Below are 26902 nucleotides of genomic sequence, written 5' to 3' on the forward strand. Positions count from 1 at the left end.
GCTTTTTTGATTTTAAGCTAGTCTTTATATTCCCCTTATTTTTAAGAGTGGTGATGATGGGAATGAATGGTGATGATGATCTCAATCAGAACTTGACTCATCATGGTGATGATGATGGCCATGATCTGAACTTGATTCATCATGGTCATGGTCCTCTTTACATCCACAATGTTCTTGGTCTTCATGACAACATTGAGTAAACGAATCATCCGGACACACGCCTGGAATAGGAATGCATGGGTCAAAATCATGGTTTTGGAGCACTTCGTACGGTCGCATCATATCATGGTCTTCATGTTCAAGGATATGGCAATGCCATGGATAGATTCCAGTAAACGGTCCAAAGCGTGCGATTATTCGAGTGACTTCACGAGGGTTAGCACGTACGGTATCCTTCCAGCCATTTTCATTGTCATTAGGAGGAACCCTTGTACCGACAATAAGTGGATTGTTGGGATTGTTAGGATCCAAGGGATTACCAGTGAAAGTTGCACGGTCAAGAATTTGGAATTGAACAAGATGCAAGTGAATTGGATGGGTATCAATTGTTTGATTATAAAGTTCCCAAATTTCAACTGTCCCGTTAGATGGAGTTTCAGTGATCGGCAAATCTCTAAATCCCATATGATTCAATAAGAGCAGTAGACGTCCAAAGCGATCCGTATCTTCATTCAAGGTGTTTATACGAGTGGTGACAGCAAGCCCAGGGTCTAAACGTTCAAAGCAGCTTAGATTGTTTGGAATATCACTATGATCTGAATGAGATAGATGGGTTTTAACGCGAAATTCCATAATTTGTGCCAAATCAGGTGTAGGCGGAGTGCCATCTGGGAAAGGAGCATTTGCACTATTGGTAAGAATAATTCGTTCTCCTTTATGTTTTGAAAAATCAACAATGACATCAGCTCGTTCCGCAGGTGCAAGAATAATCTCATTAGTTAGAACAGGATGTTCGAATAAACCACCTTCAGATCCAATCTGAACAAATTCTTGACCAGAACTTAAACGGATTGTATAGAACCTTGCATTAGATCCATTATAAATTCGAAAACGGTATTTTCGTGGCTCGACTTCAAGATATGGCCAGACTTTGCCATTCACCAATATGGTATCTCCGAAAAATTCCGGTACTATAGAAGGATTTGGGAAAAATGGAACTTCAGGTGTTGGAGGGGGTACTGGATCAGGCTGTGACGGATAGAATAACTCACCGTTCGGGAAAAATGAACGGTCTTGAATTACCAAAGGAATTTCAAACTTACCACTCGGAAGGTTTAAGCTCTCCTCATGGGAATCACGTATAAAATATAACCCCGCAAGGCCGGCATATACATTTAGTCGTGTAATCCCAAGAGCGTGGTCATGGTACCAAAGAGGGGCTGGGCGTTGACAGTTAGGGTAGTAGTAAACTTCATGTAGAAATTTCGGACCTATATTTTCGAAATCTCGGGTAAACCATGCGTCTGGAAACCCATCATTTTCAGGACGGACACGTCCTCCATGTAAATGAACAACGGTTCGAACAGAAGGCTGGTTTGGTTCTGCTCCGTCAATGGTTCGATCAACAGGTAAAAGATGCTCAAAAGGCAGTTTATTCATCCATTTCACTAAGATAGGCTGGTTCCGTCTGGCTTCAAAGGTTGGACCAGGATATGTCCCGTTATATCCCCAAACCGTTGTAGGTGGCAAATCTCTGTGTAACTTTTGTTTAACTTGCAGCATACTGACCTCAAAGTACGGAATTCCATTACGAAAGCCTACAGGTTTTATTACCGAAGGCAGAGGCAAAGCATCGACAAACTTGGCTAAAGACAAAATTTCATTCCCCCTTATAATTTTAAATTATAAAATGAATAATTGAAAAAATTGTAATTATTGTGAAGAAAAAAGTTGTGGTTAGAACAATTTTTACCAATGTGTACTAGCAGTGTATGTAGTAGATATGGGAAATGTAAGGGCAAAAGAATAAAAGAATAGAATAATCATGTAATTAGTCGGGCTAATCATCCCATTTTTTTATCATTGAATGGAAGATTGTGAACTATTGTACTTAAACAAACAGGTGCTTTAACATATAAAGAATAAAATTTAAGAGCCAAAAATATATAAGGTTTTATGCATTTCTTGTATATTTAGGCTCTCTTATATTCATAAAACACTGTAATAAACAAGATGTCTTGATTACCGAAACAATATGGACATGATTCTATCAAGTAAACTGGACCAGCAAAACTTCAGCCTTGATGATTAAGGCTGTTATTTCAGCATATCTATGTAAAAGAAGGTTTCTAAATGAAAAAAGGTTATTCAACATATTAAGAAAGAATTGTATCATCTTATATTTCGGTCACAACTGGGGATGTAAGTAAAGATGAATTTTATAATTCCTTATTTTCTATAAATCTCTTTGCATAGGTTTCAGAAGTTGTGTGGCTATGGATGATATTGATATTCTCCTGATTATACATGGCTCTATTTGTCCAATTGAACGACCCATTTATTGTAGTTTTTAAGTCAATGACACAAAATTTATCGTGTAAAATATTATCTTGATAGGCTCCAAAGCCATTTACCCTATATGTTTCAAAATAGGATTCAAAGTCAAAACCAGTTCTTCTATTAATATCATCGTTATTAATAATAACTTGAACATTAACTCCTTGAGCAGCCATTTCCTTTAACTTTTCAAAAAGAACTCTATCTGTAAACCATGCAACGGACACCCAAATGGTAAATAGAGCTTGGTCTAGCTGTTCACGTATGTCACGTTGGATATTTTCAAAAGATGCCTGGATTTCAATCGTTTCATCGGGAATTAATCCTTCTCCTGTTACGATAAATTCACCTTGTTCATTCTTTTCAAATTTGTACCCACAATATCTAATAATTTCATTCATAGGTTCTACCAAACTAGAATAGATATCGATGTCGATTTCGAGATTTATCCTTGAATAAACAATTTCATTTAAAAGTAGTTCAAGTTGTTTTGATTCATTAATTTGCTTTAGTTTGTCTAAAGTATAATCTTTTCTGGAAGGGAATCCTCTCCCATAGACATCTCTAGAACCAAATCTGTTAAACAGATCTACTAATTCTGAACCTGTTCGATAACACACTTCATTTATGAAGGGTACTAATTGTTTTAAAGCGACCATATCTAATTTCATATTTTATCCATCCTTTCACTACTAATATATTATATGTAAATTCTTAATCAAGAGTTTTTATATCGATTTAGAAATAAAAGTAAACTCCCCACCTACAATCATTATCCATGACCTTATTATCCAACTAAATCCAAAGGAACTTACTGGACAATTAGGGTTAACCATTAATTAATGAGTACAGCTGTAACCTTGTTTCAGTAACAGCGAGCGATGCAAGAAGGAAATCGCTCCTTCTTTATTGATCTAATGGGGCAGCTTAGCTGTACAAGTAATAAATTTAATGGTTTAAAGTTATAGAGCATTTCTTTGAATGAGGAATGCTTATTATTTTTGCTTAAAAAAAACCTACAATAAAAATGTTATTCAAATTAATAAATATTTATTGTAAATCAATAATATATATATTAAAATCAAAACAGAATAAATAAGTGAGGTGCTTTTATGGAAAAAGTAACAACGTTGTTTTTAAAAATAGCTGTTATTCTTTTAGGAGTCCCAGTTCTTGCTCTGTGCATCTTTTTGGTGCCTGAGATGGCGGATCTTGCAGCAAAATTGCTTCCAGATTTTGCTTTTATAAAATATCTCGTTTTCATCGCTTTTGATGCATCGGCGATACCTTTTTACTTTGCTTTGTATCAGGCTTTCAAACTCTTACGCTATATTGACAAAAATAAAGCTTTCTCCGATTTATCTGTAAAAGCTTTAAAAAAAATCAAATACTGTGCCATCACAATCAGTATTTTGCATGTGCTAGTTTGGCCGCTCTTCTATATCTTTGCGGAGGTAGATGACGCACCAGGAGTTATCTTTGTCGGATTGGTTGTTCCTTTTACTTCGATGGTTATCGCAGTCTTTGCGGCTGTTCTCCAAAAACTTTTACAAGAAGCAATTAATATCAAATCAGAAAATGATTTAACGGTCTGAGGTGAAAAACAATGGCAATTATAATCAATATTGATGTGATGTTAGCAAAAAGGAAAATGAGCGTAACAGCACTTTCGGAGAAGGTTGGAATAACAATGGCGAACCTATCTATATTGAAAAATGGAAAGGCAAAAGCGATTCGATTATCCACTTTAGAGGCAATTTGTAAGGCTTTAGAATGTCAGCCTGGAGATATTTTAGAATACAAAAGTGACGAAGAACGTTAAACATTGAGGAGACTTAATATAACAATTATTAGGGGAGGTATAACTATGGACATTAACAATTTGATTATTGAAAATATTTCTAACCCTCATGAGCTGGAGAGAATGTATAGAAAAGACCCGAAAGCTTTTAAAAAGGCATTCTCACACGCATGGGAACAAAATCCTAATTCTCAGGTTCTTGGCGTTTGGTATGAAAGATTGCATTTCAAGGAAACGGCAATTACAGAAAAATCTTCCTTCCTTCAAAAAGGTTTCTTATTCATGGGCATTTTAGCCATTCTGGCCGGGATAAGCACCAGGATCATTTTCCATTTTGTCGAACAGGAAGCAATTGCTCCAATTAACCTGGCTTTTGGTATAATTCCCTTTATTGCTGCCTATTTTGTTTACAATAATACTCCGAAAAAAAGTGTTATTTATTCCCTTGCAGCGTTGTTCCTAATTTCCGGGTTTTATCTTAATATGCTGCCATTAAATTATAAAGACAGTATTATCCTTGCTTATTTACACCTTCCCATATTCTTATGGGTATTGGTAGGGCTTGCCTTTACAGGGAATGAATATTCAAAAGGCAGTACAAGATTAGCCTATATTAAATTTAATTTGGAATTTTGTATTCTCTACGCCAGCATGGCAGTTAGCGGAATGGTACTAGCGGCCTTAACCATGCAGTTATTTAGCTTTGTTGGCTTGGATATAGAAGACTTCTATTTTAGTAATGTCGTTTTATTTGGTGCTGCCGCTCTCGCTATTGTGGCTGCATACCTGGTATCAATGAATCTTAAACTTGCTAAGAATATTACACCATATTTAGCTAAAATTTTTAGTCCACTTGTCCTAGTCACATTGTTGGTCTATCTTATAACGGTTATATGGGTGGGGAAAAATCCATTCTTGGACCGCAATTTCCTGATAGCTTTCAACGGAATACTCCTAGGTGTATTGGCCGTTACCATATTTTCCATTACCGAGAGCGACTCAGACGAGAAAAAGAACATTTCAGATTATATAAATTTTGCCTTAATTGTTCTTGCGCTTATCATTGACAGTGTGGCTTTGTCAGCCATCGTGTTCAGACTTTCTTCTTATGGGATTACGCCTAATAGACTTGCTGTTTTAGGAGTAAACATACTTATCTGGGCAAATCTAATTTGGATTATGCTCTCCTATATGCGTTTTCTACAAAACAAATCCGGACCTTCAACTATCCAAGATGCCGTTACTAAGTATTTGCCGGTTTACGGACTTTGGGCAGCTTTCGTTACATTTACTTTTCCTATAATTTTTAATTAGATAGGCTCAGTTAATGTAACGAAAAGCTAATCTTCTGATGGGATTGGTCTAGGTGAAGTATATAGAGCCTCTGTGCGTCACTCAAAGCTTACAAAGGAGAAATGGCATAAAATGTATAAGAACGCCAAAGTCAATGTAAATGTAGACTTTAAAATGATGAGATCGGGCATAAATGATTAAACTTGAATAGGCAAAGTGCGCAGGCACCATCCAAAAATATGGAAGGTGCCTGTGCACTTTTTTGAGGAAATCCATGGGGAGATAGTTGGATATAGAATTGATGAGGCTCTTCAACTAATAGATAGAGTGGTAGAGGAAGGAATCGATTATCTTCATATTTCTCTCTTTACCGGTTATCAAGATGGACCTGTAGGAATGGATCAATCCTATGGTCAGCAAATCAAAAAAGTGGTAAACGAAAGATGCCCAGTGATGATTGTCTCCAATGTCTTTACGGCAGAAGATGCATTGAATGCACTAAATTACGGAGATATTGTTGCGATTGGCCGAGCCGCTTTAATTGAACCAGAATTTGCAAGAAAAATAAGGGAAGGCCGTGCAGGGGAGATTGCGAAATCCGTTGAAAACCGTTTACACACCCTAGCAATCCCGGAAAAAGCAATCGAGTGGTTTACAATGGAAGGTTCACCGCTGCCTCCATTACTAGGTATTGAAAACAGCAAACAGGAAGTACTCGTCTAATCGTTTATGTAAATAAGACAAGATATTATAGTCGTTCTATGAGAAAAAAAGGGCAGGTACCTAAAATGGTGCCTGCCCTAACTGTTTTCTGAAAAGGGCAACAAAATTCTAGTGCCTGACCCCCAGTGAATTAAAGCGTTTCATCGCCGGGGGTCAGGCACCATATTTCATGTATGAAGAAGGAGTATCTATATTTAGAATATAATGAGGGTAAATTAATCAAAAGAATTGTAAGAGGTGCAAGATGAAACGATTTATTTCATGCATATTTATCATCTCAACTTTTTGTATTTATCCTATACAATCAAAGGCAGCAACCTTCCCTTGCAGTATGGTCTTGGAACCAATTGATAAAAATCTTGAAAATGCAAAGGGTACAGCATTAATTTATAAAGTGCGGTTGCGTCCGCCTAGTTTCGCACGAACTAATATAAGTATCCTTGGAGTTCACCTTCCTGAGCCATCCTCTTTTGGTAATTACGACAGTTATGAAGGATTCGCATTTAAGCCAAGTGAAATTAGTTGGCGTTTTAGACTTTATCCAACTTCAGAAATAGATAGTCCAACTTGGGCAGGAAGATTTGATGAAATAACAGCAAAGTTGGAAAATGTAGAAGTGCAGGTTCGTCTTTCTAATTCAAAGAATGAAAAATTGGGTCCACCTATTTTAAGAAGCAATATCAATAAGTGTAGGTAAAAATAAGCTAAGGTGCATTACTTGAAGAACCAGCTGCCATTTTGGTGGCTTTTCTTATTGTGCTAACGTGGCAGTTTAGTTTAACAAATATAGCCAATAATTAGACGAAAAAAGGTTATAGGAACGCTTTGGAAATTTAGTATAATAAGGAAGGTAGTACCTTAATTACAAATAATTGGAATGTTGGAGGAGGGGTTATTTATGAAGAATTCAGTGTTGTGTTTCATCATAGGACTTATTGTAATATTAATTAGTACACCTTTAGCATACAAATTAGTTGATGTCATTTATTTTAATAAAAACTTATCTGGTGAATATGTTTCTATATTAAATGGATTCATATATTCAATTATGCTAATTGGTTTCTTAATATTTAGTATTGGTTTGTTAATCAAATTGAAAGAAAAATAATTTATAGCCTAAAACAACCTTGTATTATTCAAAAAAGGGAAATCCAAAATTCTTCTTCAATGATAAAATTGTGAAGAATCGCACATAAAGTAACAGGTGCCATACTCCAAGAAGGACGTTTGGCATTTATTATTGAAGTAAAGTCGCAGTTTAGTGTGAGAAGGAAAATTAAAAACAAGCAGCGAATTATTATTTATATATAAAATATTTAGGGAATGATTTTGATGAAACAGGATGGCTCAGCAATGACGAAGGATAAAAAAGAAATTTTGGAAGATATAAAAAAACCATATCTAATTAAGCCTGTAACTGCAGTTATGGTATTAATTTTAACTGCTTTTATTTTTTTCTTAATTATAGGTGCGATAAATAATGTCGGAAAAAATATATCTTCTGATTTTATCAGTGCTTTAATCAATTTGTTCTTCGTATGGAATTTGGGATTTGGGCTATACAAAGGAGCTTGGCAATATTTGAATTCTCGAAAGATAAACAAAGTGCTTTTTCCTAAACTTGACCAGTTTATAAATGAAAGTAAAGAAAAAGGTTATGATGAAACGGAAACAGAAGTTTATGAAAAGGTCAAAGTAGCTTATACGGACTACGCAGTAGTAAATTATTTAGTCTTACTCCAATTGCTCCTATACTAAAAATAAATAGAGAAGATAGTCGATTTGTTGATTCATATGGAGTCGCTGATGATATTGATAATGAAACAAATTTAGCTGCAATGGACTGGCAAGATTTTGAGCATTTGATTCGGGAGATTTTTGAGAAAGAATTTAATAGCTCTGGTGGAGAAGTGAAAATTACACAGGCAAGCAAAGATGGTGGGGTTGATGCAGTGGCATTTGACCCTGATCCAATAAGAGGTGGAAAGATAGTCATTCAGGCAAAAAGGTATACAAATGTTGTTGGTGTATCTGCTGTTCGAGATTTATATGGTACGGTGATGAATGAAGGGGCTACAAAAGGAATTTTAGTCTCAACTGCAGACTATGGTCCAGATGCGTACAATTTTGCCAAGGATAAACCACTTACTTTATTAAATGGTAACAATCTTTTACACCTGCTTCATAAACATGGACATCAAGCAAAAATTGATTTAAAAGAGGCAAAGATGTTAATGATGCAAAAATAATATTTTGTAGTAAACCTAATTAATGATTTGAATACAAAAAATGCTAATTATTACGCAGGAGGAATTAGCACAGTAATTACAAATACTATGGACCTTTTTTTACTGAAAAAAAGTGACAGGTACCATCCAAAATATGGAAGGTGCCTGTCACTTGAATTTTATTTTTCCAGTTGGTTTTCGGATGATTATTCTCCGCCAGTAACACCGATTGCTTCGCCAGTAATCGCTGCTGCACCGTCTGAAGCTAAGAATAGAGCTGTTGCAGCAATTTCTGAAGGTTCAAGTAAACGTCCTAACCATTGGTTTCCAAGGATATGTGTTTTCAATGCTTCTTCTACTGTAGATCCATCTTTTTCTGCAAGTACTGGTAATTGTTTTTCAATTAGTTGTGTACGAGTTGGTCCAGGTAAAATTGAATTAGCTGTAATACCGTATTCGGCATTTTCCATTGCAACTACATTTGTAAATCCAATTTGTCCGTATTTTGCTGCAACATATGCAGATTTATATTTATCAGGTCTTCTACCGTGTCCTGAAGAAATTGTTATAATACGACCATATTTTTGCTTCTTCATTGCAGGAAGTACATGTTTCGTTGCTAAGAATGTCCCTTTTAAAATAACATCCACCACTAGATCCCATTTTTCTTCTGGGAATTCATCAGTAGGTGAAATAAACTGAAGACCTGCATTGTTTACTAGTACGTCTACTGTTCCACGGTCTGCGATAACCTGTTCAACTGCTGTTTTCATACTTTCTTCAATTGCTACGTTTACTTTGTATCCTTTTGCATTTCCTAATTTTTCAGCTGCACCATTTGCAGCTTCTTCATTTAAATCAAAGATTGCAACAAAATCACCATTTTTTACAAATTCCTCTGCTATAGCATAGCCAATTCCTTGAGCTGCACCTGTTACGATTACTGTACGTTCTTTTTGAGTTGTCATGATTATTTCCCCCTACATTTCAATGTTTTATTAAAATACATAATTTAGTCGAAAAATGATTAACTACTTAATTGTGTGGACCTTTCTCTATTGTTTCACCTCCTTAAATGGAAGTTTTTCAGATATCAATAAATAATTATAGCTGTAATTAATACTGCGATTAGAGCAAGTAAATTAGCACCCGTTACTGCGATAAATTGATACTTAAAGCCATTTTGATGAGTAAGTCCTGTTAAAGCTAAAAATGTTAATACCGCACCATTATGCGGCATAATGGTAATCACTGATGATGCAACCGCTGATACCCTATGGATTACTTCAGGGTTAAGTCCCATATCTAAGTAACTTTGACCGAATGCTTGCATAACAATTCCTAACGCTCCTGATGCAGAACCTGTTATCCCACCAAAAAGAGCCGAAGCAACGGATAAACTGATAAGCGGATTACCCGGAATATTTAAAATAAAGTCAGAAATATACTTAAAGCCAGGTGCTAACGTGATAACCACGCCAAAAGCTACGGCTGATGAAGTGAAGAAAACTGGCATAATAGAACCGCTTGCGCCTTCATTAATCACTGCTTTTTGGCTTGGGATATATTTTTTAAATAAAATAGCTGAGACAATAACAGCAGCAGCTAATCCGATTACAATAATATTAGGTACTTTTAAAACACTGCCAACGAGGATAATAGCAATCAAAAGTACGATGGGAGTAACACTTAAGAAAAAGGAGGGGATTTCCTCTTTTAATTCTTCATTCGAATCTTTCACATTAAAATCAGCAAATGTTTCTCCTCTTGCTATACTTTTATTTAATGCAAATTTCATATACCATAAACCAAAGGAAGCTGCTACAACCGCTCCAATAATCCCTAAGAGTGGTGCCGCCGTAAGGGTTGTACCAAGATAAGCCGTTGGAACAACATTTTGAATAGATGGTGTAGCAGGTAACATCGTCATCGTAAACGTACCTAAACCGACCTGAACAGGAATTGTTACTAAATTCCATGCAATATTTAATTGTTTAAATAATGGTTTTGCAAGCGGAATAAGTACAAATATAACAACAAATAAACTAACTCCTCCGTATGTTAAAATAGCCGTAATTATGAGTAGTGCAACTAATACCGAAAAAGGATTTTTTGTACCTGTTTTTTCAAGAATTTTTTGTGCAATAGATTGGGCGGCTCCACTCTTATCGATATATTTAGCTAAAATTGCTCCTAAAAGAAAGACAACAAAGAAGTTTATAATAAATCCTGTTAAACCCGTCATATAGGAATTCTCTTTTCCAATTAAGGAAGTGAAAAAGTCTAGCTGGTTTGTTATGATCACGATAATCGATGCAATTGGAGCAACAATCAAAATACTAAAGCCTTTCATTGCTCCATATATGACTACTATTATTCCAAGTAATATTCCAAAAACTTGAATGATATCCATAATTATCTTCCCCTCATTATTTTTACTTTATATGTTAGTGTTTCCTATATTTTACCTTTTATTTATCTCTATTTCATATATCTCAAAATCGAGATATATGGATAAAAAAAACTAATTAAATGCAAATTCCTTCTTTATAATCGGTTTCTACTAGCATAATCTTCCAAAAATAAAATCCACTATAGTCATAAAAGCAATAAATGTTAATGATATCTCCATTGGCTTTGTTATCTGTACTGTATTGATCCCCCTTAAATATTTAATAAAATGTTTTTCCCTAACGGTTCCAATAAAGTATGTCACAAAATATTCACATTTAGAAATACTAATAAAGTTATGGTATCTATACCTGTTAGGTTATAAATTGATGAATAATACCTTCATACTCATTGAAGCTACTAACACATCGCTGTTTCTATTGGAAATTGAGGATATATTGAACTACCCCCACTTAATTTTCTAAAGAAAATTTGAAGGGAGAGATTCCTAAGAACACCAACCTATCGGTTGATTATGATTAGGCGATCCCCGCAGTTCCTGCGGTTAGAAGTCTAGTTGCTTCATTTTTAAGATTTAATCCTGCATTAATATCCCTTTGATGATGGGAATGGCACTTCGGACAATCCCATTCACGCAATCCGAGATTTTTAAGGTCTTTGTTTTTATAGCCACAACAAGAACAAAGTTGACTGGAAGGGAAGTTTGTAGCTACGGTCACGACTTGCTTGCCATACCAATTCGCCTTGTATTCAATCATTGTTTTGAATTGTGACCAAGATACTTCACTGATTGCTTTTGCAAGATTATGATTCTTTATCATATTAGATACCGACAAGTTTTCCATACCAATGATGTCGTGGTTTTTGACAATATCGGTTGAAATCTTGTCTAAGTAATCTTTTCTTGCATTTGCTATCTTTTCATGGATACGTGCTACTTTAACCTTTGCTTTGTACCAGTTCGCACCGCCTGGGGTTCGTCTACTCATGATTCGCTGTGCTATTATTAATTTTGTTTCTAAGGTACGTAGGAACTTTGGATTGGGGTAGATTTTGCCATCCGAAAGAGTAGCAAAGTCCTTTACGCCCATATCTATACCAATAGCCGATTGGGTTTTAGGTAATTCTGTCACCTCTGTTTCAGTTGCTATAGAAACAAAATATTTGCCTGACGGATTCCGCCTTATGATAGCACTCATGACGCGCCCTTTTACTTCACGACTTTTCGCAAAACGAACAAGACCAATTTTCGGTAATTTTATTTTATTTTCAAAGACTGTGATATTTCCGTTTGTATGCTTGGTTGTATAAGATTGGATGGGGTTCTTTTTAGACTTAAATCGAGGTTGTTTGTTTTGTTTTTTGTAGTAGCGAGAATAAGAATCAGCTAAGTTTTCAACAGATTTTTGCAAAGCAATGCTATCTACTTCCTTTAAAAAAGAATACTGCTTCTTTAATTCGGGAAGTGATTTAACGGTATCGAATTTATTTAAGCATTTTCCTTTCCAGTTGTTTGCTGAAAGTTGACCGTTTTGGACCATTTCTTCAACGATAGACCAATAGGCATCCTTTTCTTTTTGTTTACCTAAAAAGAAGTTGAAAACAAACCTTGAACAGCCAATTGTCTTATTAATGAGTTCTATCTGATTTTTATTTGGGTATATCCTAAATTTAAAGGCTTTATATCTTAACACAAATTTCACCTCACCTCAAGAAGGAACATTTGTTCTTATTTTATCATAGTGAGGGAGTTTTGGCTAGCGCCAACCGACATTCATCTCCCGCCTACTCATTGGTCTACGCCCTTCTCATACCTTGAGGAGGGAGTCTTCTGCCGGGAAATGATAAATTAATACGAGGAGGTTTTATGATGTTGAAAGATCTATCTGGAAAATATTTAAAGTCAATTGCTGAATACGGGAATTTCTCACATGCCGCAAAGGCCCTTTATATATCACAGCCATACCTTAGCAAATATATTAAGAATTTGGAGGATGAACTAGGAATTGAGTTAGTAAACCGGAGAGTAAATCCTTTAACGTTAACATATGCAGGGGAACGATATTTATCTTATATGAATGAAATAGAACAGACATATAAAAAATTGCATCATGAAATTGAGTCAATCTCAAATATGGAAAAAGGGCAGCTAAAGCTTGGTATAAACCCAATATTAGGTTCTCATACCCTCTATAATATTTTACCTGAATTCATCTTGAATTACCCTGGGATTGAAATTGAACTGGTTGAGGAATCTGCGAATGATATGGAATCTCTGCTTTTAGAGGGGAAAATTGATATATGTTTAAACATGCTTCCTATATTTAATCAAGAAATTGTCTATGAAATCCTTTATGAAGAAAAACTGTATCTTGTTATTTCCCCTAATCATAAGCATTATAATCCTGATCAGAAACCAATTGCCCATATTCCATTTAATCCTCATCTTCTGGACGGAGAAAAATTCATTTTACTAAAAAAAGGGCTTGGTTTAAGAAGACTCACAGATGAGATATTTAAAGAATACTCCATTAATCCTAATATTGTAATCGAAACGCAGAATATCGAAAGTGCATTCCGATTAGCAAATAGAGGCGTTGGTTTAACCATTATACCAGAGAGTTTGGTTACTCGAGATAATATAATTACTGATTCTATTTACTACACTTTAGGAAACCCGGTTTATAAAAATCATGTAGTGGTCAGTTATAAAAAAGGGGAATCCTTGTCTGCTCCCGCTCTTACATTCCTGAGTATAGCAAAAGAAAAGTATAAGCAATTTTAAAAAAATGGTGCCTGACCCCCGATGCGGTAACGCTTTGCCGCAATGGGGGTCAGGCACACTGGCATGGATTGTTAATAAAAAGGGGTACCCAATGAGTAAAATTCCACTTGGGTACCCCTTAATCTTTATTTAAAACACTTTCGTAGTCCAATCCTCACAATTCCAAATATCAGTCGCAATTTCACGATAGAATTCAGGTTCGTGGGATACCATCAAGATACTTCCGCGATATGCCTTTAAAGCACGCTTCAATTCTTCTTTTGCGTCCACATCCAAGTGATTGGTAGGTTCGTCTAAAATTAATAGGTTTGTTTGTGTGTTTAAAATTTTGCACAAACGAACTTTGGCTTTTTCACCACCGGAAAGAACTTCGATTTTACTTTCAATATGTTTCGCCGTTAATCCGCATTTTGCAAGAGCAGCACGGACTTCAGCTTGATTCATACTTGGGAACTCGCTCCATATCTCTTCAATACAAGTGTTGTAGTTGGACTGCTTAACTTCCTGCTCGAAGTAACCGACGTATTGATACTCACCGCGTTCCACTTTACCAGAAATCGGATTAATCAACCCAAGAATACTTTTTAGAAGAGTAGACTTACCAATACCATTTGCACCAACGAATGCAATTTTTTGTCCGCGTTCCATTTTCAAATTCAGAGGGCGTGAAAGTGGTTCATTGTAACCAATAACTAGATCTTCTGTCTCGAAAATCCAACGACTAGCTGCACGAGCTTCTTTGAAGTTAAACTCTGGTTTTGGCTTCTCTCTCCCCAATTCAATAACTTCCATTTTGTCGAGCTTCTTCTGACGAGACATCGCCATATTCCGAGTCGCAACACTTGCCTTGTTACGAGCAACGAAATCCTTCAAATTCGCAATTTCTTGTTGTTGACGCTTGTAAGCAGACTCTAGCTGTTGCTTCTTCATTTCATGTATGTTTAAGAAGTTATCATAGTCACCCACATAGCGATTCAATTCTTGGTTTTCCATGTGATAGATCAAGTTAACAACATTGTTCAAGAATGGAATATCATGTGAAATCAAGATAAATGCATTCTCATATTCCTGTAAATAGCGCTTCAACCATTCGATATGCTGTTCATCCAGATAGTTCGTAGGCTCGTCCAGTAATAGGATTTCAGGCTTTTCCAGCAAAAGCTTAGCTAGTAAAACTTTCGTACGTTGCCCACCGCTGAGGTCATCTACATCTCGATCGAGTCCAACTTCGTCTAATCCTAGACCACGAGCAACTTCCTCAACTTTTGAATTAATTTGATAGAAATCATTACTATCTAACGTTTCTTGCAGCTCTCCAACTTCTGCAAGTAAGGCATCGATATCAGCACCTTCATCTCCCATTTTTGCATAAAGTTCATTGATCTCTGATTCAGCATCAAAAAGATATTGAAAAGCAGTGCTCAAAGCTTCACGCATCGTAGTGCCTTTTTGAAGTACAGCATGCTGATCTAAATATCCAACACGAACTTTTCGTGACCACTCAACTTTTCCCTCGTCGGGTTGCAACTTCCCAGTAACAATATTCATGAAAGTAGACTTACCCTCACCATTTGCCCCAACTAGTCCAACGTGCTCTCCTTTTAAAAGTCGAAAAGACACATTATTAAAAATCGCACGATCACCGAAACCGTGACTTAAATTTTGTACGTTTAATACGCTCATTTTTTTAACCCCTTATCTAATATCGCATGTGGATATTTTACTAGATTTTGGCTGCATTTTCTATCTTGAAGTTATATTTTGTGAAAAATGTATTCAATTTTTGGGGCGGCTATATTGAAGTCTTCCCTTTTTAATTAAATTAGATTATTGATTTGGGTGTATTACAATAGGATAAAAGTCTATTATACAACCGAACCTGGAGGCAAGAAATGAGTTATTTCTATGTGGGAATAACTATACAAAAAATGTGAAAATTGGTTGAATTTTAAACGATGGCTATGTAAAAGGTTATTGTTGATTTTATTCATTTAATAGACGGAGAAATTCCGCGTATTTGGTAAAAAGCATTAAAAATAGCCTAAATAGACGGAGAGATTCCGCCTATTTATATAAAAACCATAAAAATGGGGGATTTTTCCTAGCATAACCGGAAAAACTCCCCTTATATTCCACGAAACGGGCTCCAATATTGCAAATAACCGGAAAATCTCCACTTATTTCACTTTCGCTGGTTACTGAAGCGCAAATCAACAGACTTATTTAACACTGCCTAAACTATAAATATTTTAAAACAAGTGTAAACTCATTGAATGAACTGCGTCCTTATTAGGTATTGCCATTTCCAATTTGTTTGGAGCCTTAATGTTAGCATTTGCCTTGAAGGATATAGATTTAATAGTGCTATTACTATTTGTTTATACCTATCTGTTTATCCTTGTATATAGCACTTATTACCGTTTCAAGTAAGATAAAGAGATGTAATAGTATCATGTACTCTAGGAAATCAGTTCTTTTTGAAAGGAGGTGATAACTTTGGCACACGAGTGAAAAAGTTAATACCAGGATTAGGCACTCTAGGTAAGATACAACCCGATGAGGTTAGTTTTCAGATAGAGCACCAAGCTGACTCTACTGCAGGTACACTACCTGAGTTAGTAGCAGACTTTAATGAGCTATTAGCTAAGCTTCAAGCAGCAGGTATTATGAAACAACAATAGACCATAACCAGATCAAGGGCATAGCCCTTGGCCAAGAATAGTGACAGGGACCATCCAAATATATGGAAGGTGCCTTTCATTTCTTCTATCCAGAAATTAAGAAAGTACTTAATATTGTGTTGACCCCCAATGTATTCAAGTAGTTTGCAGGGGAATAAACAGAAATAATTTTCAAAAAAATCAAAATATTTATTTACAATTAATTATGCATACTTTATACTCTTACTTAACAGAGTTAATTAATTAATTCTGTTATTAAAAACTAATTAATAGGTGTGTTTTTATGAAAACTTTATTAAATAAAAAGAAAGGGACAAATTTTGAAGATGTACAAGAGATGAATCAGTCCCTACTCTTAAAACTACTGAAAAAAAATGAAATATGTACAAGAGCTGAACTTGCCAAAGAAACTGGGTTAACACAAGCATCCATTACTAAAATTATTTCGCATCTCATTAATCTAGGTGTTGTTCGGGAAGTTGGAATGGTGGAAGGGCTAAAAGGTAGAAGATCTATTGCTTTATCCCTAAATAGTAAGTTGTATAAAGTAATTGGGATTAAGTTAACAAGAGAGTCGTTTTCGATTGGGTTGTATGACATCTCTGGAATTGAATATAAAGTTCATACAGAGCCAATATTAGCGATGACAAATCCCACTACTATTTTGAAACGAATGAAGTCAATTGTAAGTGATTTTACAAAAGTAGAAGAAGATATCGTTGCAATAGGTATTGCAATCCCTGGTCCATTCTTGAAAAATAATGAAAAAATAGCTCTTATTACACAATTTCCAGGCTGGGAGAGTATTAATTTTCGAGATGAATTTCATAAGGAATTTAATGTTCCTGTATTTATGGAACATGATGCTAATGCGGCGGCATTGTCTGAGTGGTGGTTTAACAACGAAAAACTTGAAAATAACGTCATGGTGTATTTGTTAGTGAATGATGGTGTAGGAGCAGGAATAATAGAAGATGGGCATTTATTTGTAGGCAGTCAAGGAATTGCAGGTGAGATTGGTCATATGACTATCGACTTTAATGGGAGAAAGTGTAGCTGTGGGAATTATGGCTGCTTAGAATGTTATTGCTCTACATTTGCCCTTTTAAATGATACTATCCAAGACTTATGTAATTTTGAAAAAAGCATTTTGAATCAAACAGACAATATAACAGTTAGCGATATTTTTAAAGCTATGGATCAAGGTGATCCATTGGCTATAAAGATGATTGAACAAATCGGGGCATATTTGGGTTATGGAATAGTGAATATAGTTAACGTTTATAATCCAGACTTAATCGTTATCAGTGGCGTAATGGCTCGTGGAGGCGAGATCCTCTTATCTAAAATTCTTGAAACTATTAAGCCGAGATTAGTATCTAGTCTTTATGAAAATGTAGAAATTAAATTAAGCGAATTTACCAATGATCCAATTCTTTACGGGGCAGCTGCTATAGCAACCGATAATTTCTTGAAAAATCCAGCCATCTTTTTACGCTAATCCATACGTTGAGGGATTACCATGAAAGGTGATTAAATAAATTAAAGTTCTCAAAGCAATTAGCAATCTTGGGAAAGATATTAACTTACTTCTTCAATTTTTTTTTGATAAATGAAGAGGTCAATGTGTTATTACAACAAAAGATTTTGGCATACTGATTTTGAATATATATTATTTAAATTAGATTCCGAATAATATATATTCAAATTTCCATGCATAAATGTTTTTTGATAAAGAGTGTATTGTGTAATAAGTACAATATAGATTAAACTATTCACAAAATTAAGGGTATTCCCTCAGTAATCATAAAATCCTCTCAGGATCTTCATAATTGTAAATACATAAGTATTCCATGTTAAGAAACTTAAACTCACATCAAGTGTCAGCCATTGAAAATTCAGATTTTTCCCTACATACTATATGGAATTTGATTACCCACAAAAATTGATACTTTAAGGGGGTGGTTTCCCAACCAGAACATGTCTCAAAATTATGTATCTATTAACTATCGTCTAAAAAAGTAAGCGCTCTCAACAATTATAGGAGGTAAATTTATGCTAATTGATAAAAACAAACAATACCATGTTCAACTTTCGAAAGGGGATGTAGGTAGATATGTATTTGTACCTGGAGACCCTGGTAGAGTCGAACTAATTGCGAGCCTTTTTGATGAAGCATGGTTAGTTGCAGATAATCGAGAATATAAAACTTATACTGGTTATGTAGATGGAATAAAAGTATCCGTTTGTTCTACAGGGATTGGTGCACCATCGGCTAGTATCGCAATCGAAGAGTTAAGTAGAGTAGGAGCAGATACGTTCATTCGAATAGGTACAGCAGGTCCTATTCAAAAATATATAAATCGTGGTGATGTAGTGATAGGTACAGCAGCGATTAGGGATGAAGGAACAAGTAAACAATACATGCCAATTGAATTTCCTGCTGTTGCAGATCTGGCAGTTTCAAATGCACTATGTGAGGCAGCAGAAAAAATGGAAAAACCTTATCATGCTGGTGTTATTCAATCAAAGGATTCATTCTATGGTGAAGTAGAACCAGAGACTATGCCATTGGCGAGACAATTAAAAGAACGATGGAATTGTTGGATCGAAGGCGGAGCATTGGCTTCAGAAATGGAAGCCGCAGCCATTTATGTTGTTTCTTCTATTCGAAAACTACGTGCTGGGTGCATCTTAAATATTGATGGATCTATGGAAGAAACAATTAAAGTTGGAATTCAAGCTATTAAAATTCTTCATCAAAAAGATACAAAGTAATTGGATGGTGATTTTTGTTGAAAAAACCAATAATCGAGTTTAAAAATTTCTCTTACTTCTACTCGAGTAACGATTTACCTGCTCTAAAAGAAATTAATGCAACAATTGAAGAGGGCGAATTTGTCGGCCTGATTGGAAGAAATAAAGCTGGGAAATCGACTGCCTGTCTATCGATGGTAGGAATCATACCTCATGTTTTTGGTGGAGAATGGGTGGGCGATATCGAGATTAATGGGAAAGTAGTCAGTGCAGAAAATATATCAGATGTTACAGAGCTAGTAGGGATTGTTTTTCAAGACGCAGAAAGTCAATTCACTCAAGAAACAGTAGAAGATGAAATTGCCTTTGCCATGTGTAACATGGGATTTGCGAGAGAAGAAATGATTAAGAGAGTCCAAGAAGTAGCCATTAGTTGCAATTTGACAGGATTCCTTGATAGATCGCCCTTTCAATTGTCAGGTGGTCAGCAACAAAGGTTAGCGGTTGCTTGTTTGTTGGCATTAAAACCAAAGGTAATCATTCTAGATGAATCGACATCTCAACTTGATCCAATTGGAAGAGATGAAATCTTTTCTTTGGTTGCAGAACTTCATAAAGAAGGAAGAACCATCATTATGGCAGATCACAATATAGAAAAAATTGCTGAGTATAGCACGAAACTGATGGTTTTATTTGATGGAGAACTCAAAATGTTTGGACCAACAAAAGAAATTTTACAACAGAAGGAGCTCTTAAATCAGTATCATATTAGGCTCCCCCAAGTAACAGATGCTGCATACTATTTAAAAGAGGAATATAAAATCAATCAATTGCCTATTAACCTAGATGAGGCTATCCAAATATTTAAGAGTAATAGTTAAGGGAGTAATAGTTATGAAACCTATTATAGAAACGCAAAATCTAATCCACGAATATAAAGGAGGTGTTGTGGCACTAAAGGGAATTAATCTTAATATTTTTGAAAATGAGGTCATCAGTGTTATCGGGCAAAATGGGAGTGGAAAGACGACCCTTGTTAGACATTTTAATGGATTATTGAAGCCAACAAGGGGAAAGGTTTTGATTGAAGGAGAAGAAGCAATAAATAAGAGTGTCGGTTATTTATCAAAAAAGGTTGGATATGTTTTCCAAAATCCTAATCACCAAATTTTTTGTAAAACAGTTTTTGAGGAATTAACAGTGGGGCCTACTAATTTTAAATTTACTAAGGAAAAAACAAAAGAAAAGGTTGATTATGTTGTTGATTTATTTAATCTTCAAGACATATTAACAAAACATCCTATGACCCTTGATTATACGAAGAAAAAGCTTGTTTCGATTGCATCTGTCATGACATTTGAACCTAAAGTTCTGATATTAGATGAACCTACAGGTGGACTGGATGTAGACGGAAGAGAATTATTAAAAAATACTATGAAGTTGCTTCATGAACAAGGAAATACCATAATTATGATCTCACATGATATGGATTTTGTAGCTGAGAACACAAATCGTATTATTGTTATGTCGGAAGGACAAATATTATTGGACTCTAATGCTAATCATGTTTTCCAGCAACAAGAAATCTTAGATAAGGCTTGGATTGAACCTCCTCAAATCGCAATGCTAAGTTCAGCCATTGACCCAGACAGAATAACGCATTTAAGTGTAAATGAATTTGTTTCGGCATATAAAAATAAGCTAAATAAGATAATTTAAAAATGGGGGAGAAATAGAATGGAAAGAAAAACTGCCCAAATCAATGCAAAAACTAGAGGAACTTATAGTTTAATATTAATTCCGATTGGTATTGCCATTAATATTGTTGGTGGAGTCATTGCTGGCCAATTAAAACTTCCAATCTTCATGGACTCAATCGGAACAGTTATCATTGCGATTATTGCTGGTCCGTTAATTGGTGGTATAACAGGGCTATCTACGAACGTAGTATTAGGTTTGATGCATGGTGATGTACTTGGAATGGCTTTTGGATTAGTTAATATGACAACCGGTATTATAGTGGGTTTTATGGCTAAACATGGAAAGTTTAGGAACTGGATACATTTAGTCATTGCAACGCTTCTCCTAACATTATCTAATTCACTAATTGCTGCCCCAATTGTCGTTTTCCTTTATGGAGGTGTTAGTGGAGCTGGGATAGACCTTGTCGTGGCCGGATTCCTTGCTGCTGGTCAAGATATTTTCTCATCTGCATTTGTTGCACGCTTACCAGTTAACCTAATTGATAAAGGTATTGCCGTTATTATCGCATTCTTAATATTACTGAAATTACCAGACAATATGAAAAACCTTATGCCTCCGAAAAAAACTAAAAATAGTAATACAGTAGACATGTAAAAATATTCTTTCCTAAAAGGGTTTGATTAGATGTTACAAATAAAGGATAAAAATACATTTTTCACAAGACTTTACCCAATGACGAAAATTTGGGCATCATTGGGGATAGTGATGGGGATCTTTTTATTCACAAACTATTATATTTCAACTATTGTGTTTGTACTTGCTATGGTTGCTATTTTAATAGAAGGTATGTTAAAAGAATTTAAAGTTATTCTAATAGCGGGGCTTCTCATCGGGGTTAGTTTATTTTTAATACAAGGGATACTTAATCCAATTAATGAAACGGTTGTTTGGAATGTCATACCCGGAACGGACATTACTTTTTATAAAGAGGGATTAATTGTTGCAGTTAATGTATATTCACGAATTATGCCATTATTTGGAGTTCTATTTTTAGCAATAAGAACAATCAATATGACAGAATTTGGGGTTTCATTAAATAAAGCAGGACTTCCATATAAGGTTGGTTTTGTTTTAACGTCTACATTTCAGATTATTCCTGTATTTAATAGGGAAATGCATCATATCATAAATGCTCAAAAGTCAAGAGGCCTTGAAACGGATGGGAATTTGTTAAGTAGAATGAAAGCATTTATCCCAATAATGGTTCCACTCATTTCAAATTCTTTAATGAAGGTTCAAAATCAAGTTATTGCATTAGAAAGCAAAGGTTTTAATGCAAATATAAAAAAAACACATTTTAGAAATCCGGAAAGGACAAAATATGATCGGTATATCGTAATATTTTCCGCTTTGTTTGGATTTGCTGGCTTGATATACAGAATTATGATATCTACTTAAAGGTAATTATTTAGTAGTGGGGCTGTCAATGCCAAAAGGATATTTGCCAATTGAATAGAGTTTTACCAACCTTTTGGAGAACGGCAGCCCCCTTTATTAAAGTTATTGAAAATTACGAATTGGAGGTAGCAGATTATGCTACTTGGTATTGATATTGGTACTTCAAGTACAAAAGTAATACTTGTTAATTCAAATTCTTTAATGAAGGTTCAAAATCAAGTTATTGCATTAGAAAGCAAAGGTTTTAATGCAAATATAAAAAAAACACATTTTAGAAATCCGGAAAGGACAAAATATGATCGGTATATCGTAATATTTTCCGCTTTGTTTGGATTTGCTGGCTTGATATACAGAATTATGATATCTACTTAAAGGTAATTATTTAGTAGTGGGGCTGTCAATGCCAAAAGGATATTTGCCAATTGAATAGAGTTTTACCAACCTTTTGGAGAACGGCAGCCCCCTTTATTAAAGTTATTGAAAATTACGAATTGGAGGTAGCAGATTATGCTACTTGGTATTGATATTGGTACTTCAAGTACAAAAGTAATACTTGTTAATAATGCTTTAGAAGTGATTTCAACAAAAAGGAAAGAATATACCATTGAAATCCCTAACTTAAATTATGCTGAACAAGATCCGAATACTTGGTGGAATTCTGTATGTGAGTGTATAAAAGCCATTCCAAATAAAGACTGTATTTCTGCAATTGGATTATCAGGTCAAATGCATGGAATTGTGGCTATTAATCGTGATGGTAATCCGATTCGGCAAGCAATTATATGGTCAGATAATCGTTCAGTTGAGCAAACCAAAAAAATCCAGGTAATTAATTCAGATCCTACTAATTTTATTGCAAATGGTTTTTTACTTCCCTCCCTTTTGTGGATACGAGAAAATGAACCAAATCTTTTTAAACAGATATATAAGGTGATGCTGCCAAAAGATTATATTCGGTATAAATTAACCGGACTAATTGGAACGGATCATAGTGATGCATGTGCAACGGGGGCTTATAGCTTTGAAAGGAAGGATTGGAATGATGAATTAATTGAAAAATTAGGACTTAATGTTTCGATCTTTCCAGAGATTAATCAATCGATGGATGTAGCTGGGATGATAGTATCTGATATTGCTAAGGAACTTGATTTGGGTGGTAGTACAGTTGTGGTGTATGGCGGATCCGATCATTCCATGCAATTAATTGGAAATGGGATATTTTCGGAAGGAATGATAAATTGTAACATTGGAACCGGAAGCCAAATTAGTATTACAACCAATGATTTTGAGTATGAGGTCTCTAAGCAACTAAACATATTTAGTCATGCAATTGAAAATAAATATAATATGGTTGGAACGAGTCTTAATGGTGGAATTGTTTTGCAGTGGTTAAATAACTTGTATGATAGGGATATTTCATATGAGCAAATGGATTTATTTGCTCAAAAAGTAAATGTTGGAAGCGATGGCTTAAGATTTTTACCATATATTAATGGTGAACGGAATTTAGACCAAGACAAAAATATTAGAGGGATATGCTACGGATTATCTACCCACCATTCAAAACAACATCTTTTCCGAGCAGCAATGGAAGGAATGATATTAAGTTTACGCATAAAGTTAGAGGAAATTTGGGCTTTAGGTTTGTCATTTAATAGGGTTATTGCTTCAGGAGGAGGGGCCAAGAGTTCTCTTCTTTTACAGATGCAAGCAGATATTTTTAACAGTGAAATTTATGTTTGTAAAACGGAAGAACAGGCAGCACTAGGAGCAGCAATTATTGCTGGTCTCGCTACATCTGTTATTGATTCTCTTCAAACCGTTCTTAGATTATTTGAAGATAAAATGGTAGTTGTCGCTAGTCCGATTATTCAAAACGTTGAATTATATAATGAAGTTTATCAAGATTTTATCAATTTAAAGAATAAACTACTGTAAATAGAGGTGAAAATATGAGTTTATTAAATCAATTACCATTTGAACTCGGTGGTGTTACTCGGCAAATTTCACCAGAAAATCCTAAGGGTGAAAAAGGAAAAGCCTGCTTATGGGAGCCCAATCCTGGGGATCCTTTTCTCGAACATAGTGGTCCTGCTGAGGATTTGGGTAAAGGCTATAAAGTAAGACCGTTTATAAATATTCGATCGGGTGAAACAGCAGTATTGGCAGATATTGAAGGAATGGGTATTATCAATTATTTTTTTATAACTAGTAGTCTAGAAAATTATAGCGAACTTGTATTAAGAATTTATTGGGATAATGAAGAAGTCCCTTCTGTTGAAGTTCCATTAGGAGCATTCTTTGCAATGGGTCATGATTTTGCAGCACATTTGGTGAATTCTATACCTGTGGTTGTCGCTCCTAAGAAAGGTTGTACCTGTTATTGGCAGATGCCATTTCGCAAAAAAGCTTATATAACATTAACAAATGAAGGTCCAATTGATGCCTTTATAGTGGCTTACAAAATTCAGTATAAGCTAAAAGAAGTTCCGGAAAACACGGGTTACTTCCATGCACAATACAGAAGAAGCATAACGAGTCTTGATGATCCTAACCATACAATTGTGAGTGATATCATAGGTAAAGGTAGCTATGTTGGTACATATTTAGCTTGGAACGCATTGTCCAGTAATTGGTGGGGAGAGGGGGAAGTGAAGTTTTATTTAGATGGAGATAAAGAGTACCCAACGATGGCAGATACAGGAACCGAAGATTATTTTGGTGGAGCATGGGGATTTTCTGATATTAATTCGAATAAGGAAACATTTCAAAATAATGAACAAGCTTTTAGCTATCCATACGTAGGAATGCCACTAGCGAAGACGAATAATCCCGCTGGACCAAGAAAATACAGTTTATATAGATGGCATTTGCTCGATTCGATTGGGTTTGAAACGGATTTAAAAGTTACTGTGCAGACTCTTGGGTGGTATCCAAACTTTCCTGAGTATAAAAAATATAAACCAATTAGTGAAGACATTGCTTCCGTTGCTTACTGGTATCAGCTCGAGCCACATAACCCATTTCCAAAGTTACCTGATTTTAAGGCTCGGTGGGATAGGTAGTGATTTCATATAGATGCAGAATAGCCTTCAAACCTATTTTTCTAAAACTTTTTAATAAGTAAGATAAATGATAAGAAGCTGATCAAAATTTTGGTCAGCTTCTTATTGTGTTGCTGCAGATTAATTTATTTTCTTAATACGCCCATTTTTAAAAATTAGGTGACTGTATTGAATAATAAAATGAGTTTTAAGTGCTGTTACCACCTGGATTATGTCGAGATTTGTAGAATGTATTAATAGGAGAGCTTATCATTTGAGATAATGATAGACACTCCTATTTGTATTAAAGAATTATACATGTTTACTATCGAAATTCTAGTGCCTGACCCCCGGTGAATTAAAGCGTTTCAGCGCCGGGGGGCAGGCACCACTTTTGTATGCGGTAACGCTTTGCCACAATGGGGGTCAGGCACCAGATTATGGGTTTTAGTAAAATATTGAATTGTGATTTATGTTCCCTCGGACTAAAAAATTTGGGGGAATTTTGCTTTATGGGGTCTAACTTTTACGTATAACAAAGACGTTTTGCGTAAAGATTTATTGTCTTTGATAGCTTTGAGAAAGAATAAATTTCATTGTTTTGTGTAGGAAATATATGGGTGTGATAAAATGGTTAAGGGCTAAGAGTTTAGAGGAATTTCAGATTACAACCAAGGTAATGATGAGAATTGAAGGCAAAACATGATGAAATTGAGGAGGTAAGTATATGGATGTTTCACATATTGTTGAAGGTATTAATGATCTTTTTAATGTAACAAATAAGGAAATTTATTCTAGTGAATCTGGGATTACATACCATGCAGATAAAAAAGTTAAAAAAATAGGATACTGTGTTAACCTAACGCTTGAAACTATAGAGGAAGCAAGAATTCATGGAGTTGATATGATGGTGACACACCACGATGCATGGGATGAAATATATGGATTAAGAGTGGCATGCATAGAAAAACTAGCAGAGTTTGGTATAAGTCACTATTATAACCATTTGCCACTTGATGACTGTAACTTTGGAACAAATGATAGTTTATTAAAAAAATTGAATTTAGAAACTGTTAAAAAAACCCACGAATGGGAAGGGTTATATTTTGGTAGAATCGCAGAATATGATGAGGAAATTGAATTTAATGAATTAGTAAAAAATATTGAAAATCTACTTGAAGAACCAGTTAGATACTGGCAGTTTAATAACAAAAAGGTGAAACGAGTGGGCTTAGTCTGTGGTAATGGAGGGCCAACAGCTTGCCTTAAGGAAGCAGTTGAAAATAAGTGTGATGTATACATTACAGGTGAATGTAATTTGTATACGATTCAATATGCAAAGTTTAAAGAGATAAATCTTATCATTGGGAGTCATACTTTCACAGAATTCTTTGGAATTGAAAGCCTAGCATTGAAATTGAATGAGAATATGAAAGAACTTGAAGTAGTGAAACTTAATGAAGAGCATTATGAAGCGAATATAAAATAATAAATAAACTGAGAGATACGTATTTCTTAAT

General features: G+C 35.0%; 27 protein-coding genes. 21 read left to right on the forward strand and 6 right to left on the reverse strand.

What is annotated here, in order from left to right:
- Nucleotides 1-81: 81 nt before the first annotated feature.
- Nucleotides 82-1815, reverse strand: a complete 1734-nt coding sequence (locus NSS81_RS17860; protein ID WP_342429997.1) for a multicopper oxidase — start codon at nt 1813-1815, stop codon at nt 82-84.
- A gap of 563 nt (nt 1816-2378) precedes the next feature.
- Nucleotides 2379-3167 (reverse strand): phospholipase D-like domain-containing protein, encoded by a 789-nt coding sequence (locus tag NSS81_RS17865; protein ID WP_342429998.1) that lies wholly within the window; start codon nt 3165-3167, stop codon nt 2379-2381.
- A 441-nt stretch (nt 3168-3608) separates the two neighbouring features.
- Here NSS81_RS17865 and NSS81_RS17870 point away from each other — a divergent pair, with 441 nt between their 5' ends.
- The 9 genes from NSS81_RS17870 (at nt 3609) to NSS81_RS17910 (ending at nt 8562) form a co-directional block, all read left to right on the forward strand.
- The gene (locus NSS81_RS17870; protein WP_342429999.1) at nt 3609-4091 is read left to right on the forward strand and encodes a DUF2975 domain-containing protein; all 483 of its coding nucleotides are present in this window, start codon (nt 3609-3611) and stop codon (nt 4089-4091) included.
- A gap of 11 nt (nt 4092-4102) precedes the next feature.
- Entirely contained in the window at nt 4103-4318 is a 216-nt protein-coding gene (locus tag NSS81_RS17875; protein WP_342430000.1) for a helix-turn-helix transcriptional regulator, read from the forward strand.
- A gap of 45 nt (nt 4319-4363) precedes the next feature.
- A complete protein-coding gene (locus NSS81_RS17880) occupies nt 4364-5611 on the forward strand; it encodes a DUF4153 domain-containing protein (protein WP_342430001.1) in 1248 nt (415 codons plus the stop codon).
- Nucleotides 5612-5653: 42 nt separating this feature from the next.
- Nucleotides 5654-5791 carry a Ger(x)C family spore germination C-terminal domain-containing protein gene (locus NSS81_RS17885; protein ID WP_342434065.1) on the forward strand — a complete coding sequence of 46 codons (138 nt, stop codon included), beginning with the start codon at nt 5654-5656 and terminating at the stop codon, nt 5789-5791.
- Between the two features lie 51 nt (nt 5792-5842).
- Complete coding sequence (locus NSS81_RS17890; protein WP_342430002.1) at nt 5843-6313, forward strand: hypothetical protein; 471 nt, start codon at nt 5843-5845, stop codon at nt 6311-6313.
- Between the two features lie 244 nt (nt 6314-6557).
- A complete protein-coding gene (locus NSS81_RS17895; RefSeq protein ID WP_342430003.1) occupies nt 6558-7010 on the forward strand; it encodes a hypothetical protein in 453 nt (150 codons plus the stop codon).
- Nucleotides 7011-7211: 201 nt separating this feature from the next.
- Nucleotides 7212-7421, forward strand: a complete 210-nt coding sequence (locus NSS81_RS17900; RefSeq protein ID WP_342430004.1) for a glycosyl transferase — start codon at nt 7212-7214, stop codon at nt 7419-7421.
- Nucleotides 7422-7645: 224 nt separating this feature from the next.
- Nucleotides 7646-8071: a hypothetical protein gene (locus NSS81_RS17905; RefSeq protein WP_342430005.1), complete on the forward strand. Its 426-nt coding sequence runs from the start codon at nt 7646-7648 to the stop codon at nt 8069-8071.
- An 80-nt stretch (nt 8072-8151) separates the two neighbouring features.
- Nucleotides 8152-8562, forward strand: coding sequence for a restriction endonuclease (locus NSS81_RS17910; RefSeq protein WP_342430006.1), 411 nt, complete (start codon nt 8152-8154; stop codon nt 8560-8562).
- Between the two features lie 185 nt (nt 8563-8747).
- Here the strand turns inward: NSS81_RS17910 and NSS81_RS17915 are convergent, their stop codons facing one another.
- The 3 genes from NSS81_RS17915 to tnpB form a co-directional block, all read right to left on the reverse strand.
- Nucleotides 8748-9509, reverse strand: a complete 762-nt coding sequence (locus tag NSS81_RS17915) for an SDR family NAD(P)-dependent oxidoreductase (protein ID WP_342430007.1) — start codon at nt 9507-9509, stop codon at nt 8748-8750.
- A 125-nt stretch (nt 9510-9634) separates the two neighbouring features.
- A complete protein-coding gene (locus tag NSS81_RS17920; protein WP_342430008.1) occupies nt 9635-10954 on the reverse strand; it encodes a GntP family permease in 1320 nt (439 codons plus the stop codon).
- A gap of 517 nt (nt 10955-11471) precedes the next feature.
- Nucleotides 11472-12647: an IS200/IS605 family element RNA-guided endonuclease TnpB gene (gene tnpB / locus NSS81_RS17925; RefSeq protein WP_342434066.1), complete on the reverse strand. Its 1176-nt coding sequence runs from the start codon at nt 12645-12647 to the stop codon at nt 11472-11474.
- A 173-nt stretch (nt 12648-12820) separates the two neighbouring features.
- Here tnpB and NSS81_RS17930 point away from each other — a divergent pair, with 173 nt between their 5' ends.
- Nucleotides 12821-13738 carry a LysR family transcriptional regulator gene (locus NSS81_RS17930; RefSeq protein ID WP_342430009.1) on the forward strand — a complete coding sequence of 306 codons (918 nt, stop codon included), beginning with the start codon at nt 12821-12823 and terminating at the stop codon, nt 13736-13738.
- A gap of 129 nt (nt 13739-13867) precedes the next feature.
- On the opposite strand, the gene NSS81_RS17935 is transcribed toward NSS81_RS17930, so the two are convergent.
- Nucleotides 13868-15421: an ABC-F family ATP-binding cassette domain-containing protein gene (locus tag NSS81_RS17935; protein WP_342430010.1), complete on the reverse strand. Its 1554-nt coding sequence runs from the start codon at nt 15419-15421 to the stop codon at nt 13868-13870.
- A gap of 824 nt (nt 15422-16245) precedes the next feature.
- Here NSS81_RS17935 and NSS81_RS17940 point away from each other — a divergent pair.
- The 11 genes from NSS81_RS17940 (at nt 16246) to NSS81_RS17990 (ending at nt 26871) form a co-directional block, all read left to right on the forward strand.
- Entirely contained in the window at nt 16246-16419 is a 174-nt protein-coding gene (locus NSS81_RS17940; protein WP_342430011.1) for a hypothetical protein, read from the forward strand.
- A gap of 283 nt (nt 16420-16702) precedes the next feature.
- Nucleotides 16703-17920 (forward strand): ROK family protein, encoded by a 1218-nt coding sequence (locus NSS81_RS17945; RefSeq protein ID WP_342430012.1) that lies wholly within the window; start codon nt 16703-16705, stop codon nt 17918-17920.
- Between the two features lie 554 nt (nt 17921-18474).
- Nucleotides 18475-19197 (forward strand): nucleoside phosphorylase, encoded by a 723-nt coding sequence (locus NSS81_RS17950; RefSeq protein ID WP_342430013.1) that lies wholly within the window; start codon nt 18475-18477, stop codon nt 19195-19197.
- 17 nt (nt 19198-19214) lie between these two features.
- Complete coding sequence (locus NSS81_RS17955) at nt 19215-20057, forward strand: ATP-binding cassette domain-containing protein (protein ID WP_342430014.1); 843 nt, start codon at nt 19215-19217, stop codon at nt 20055-20057.
- Between the two features lie 13 nt (nt 20058-20070).
- Nucleotides 20071-20895 (forward strand): energy-coupling factor ABC transporter ATP-binding protein, encoded by an 825-nt coding sequence (locus tag NSS81_RS17960; RefSeq protein WP_342430015.1) that lies wholly within the window; start codon nt 20071-20073, stop codon nt 20893-20895.
- Nucleotides 20896-20913: 18 nt separating this feature from the next.
- A complete protein-coding gene (locus NSS81_RS17965) occupies nt 20914-21534 on the forward strand; it encodes an ECF transporter S component (RefSeq protein ID WP_342430016.1) in 621 nt (206 codons plus the stop codon).
- A 30-nt stretch (nt 21535-21564) separates the two neighbouring features.
- Complete coding sequence (locus tag NSS81_RS17970; protein WP_342430017.1) at nt 21565-22338, forward strand: energy-coupling factor transporter transmembrane component T; 774 nt, start codon at nt 21565-21567, stop codon at nt 22336-22338.
- A 135-nt stretch (nt 22339-22473) separates the two neighbouring features.
- The gene (locus NSS81_RS17975) at nt 22474-22710 is read left to right on the forward strand and encodes a hypothetical protein (RefSeq protein ID WP_342430018.1); all 237 of its coding nucleotides are present in this window, start codon (nt 22474-22476) and stop codon (nt 22708-22710) included.
- Between the two features lie 135 nt (nt 22711-22845).
- Nucleotides 22846-24276: a xylulokinase gene (gene xylB, locus NSS81_RS17980; RefSeq protein ID WP_342430019.1), complete on the forward strand. Its 1431-nt coding sequence runs from the start codon at nt 22846-22848 to the stop codon at nt 24274-24276.
- A gap of 14 nt (nt 24277-24290) precedes the next feature.
- Entirely contained in the window at nt 24291-25403 is a 1113-nt protein-coding gene (locus NSS81_RS17985; protein WP_342430020.1) for a glycoside hydrolase family 172 protein, read from the forward strand.
- A gap of 706 nt (nt 25404-26109) precedes the next feature.
- Entirely contained in the window at nt 26110-26871 is a 762-nt protein-coding gene (locus NSS81_RS17990; protein WP_342430021.1) for a Nif3-like dinuclear metal center hexameric protein, read from the forward strand.
- Nucleotides 26872-26902 lie beyond the last annotated feature (31 nt).

Origin of the sequence: Neobacillus sp. FSL H8-0543 (assembly GCF_038592905.1) — a bacterium.
GTDB lineage: Bacteria > Bacillota > Bacilli > Bacillales > Cytobacillaceae > Neobacillus.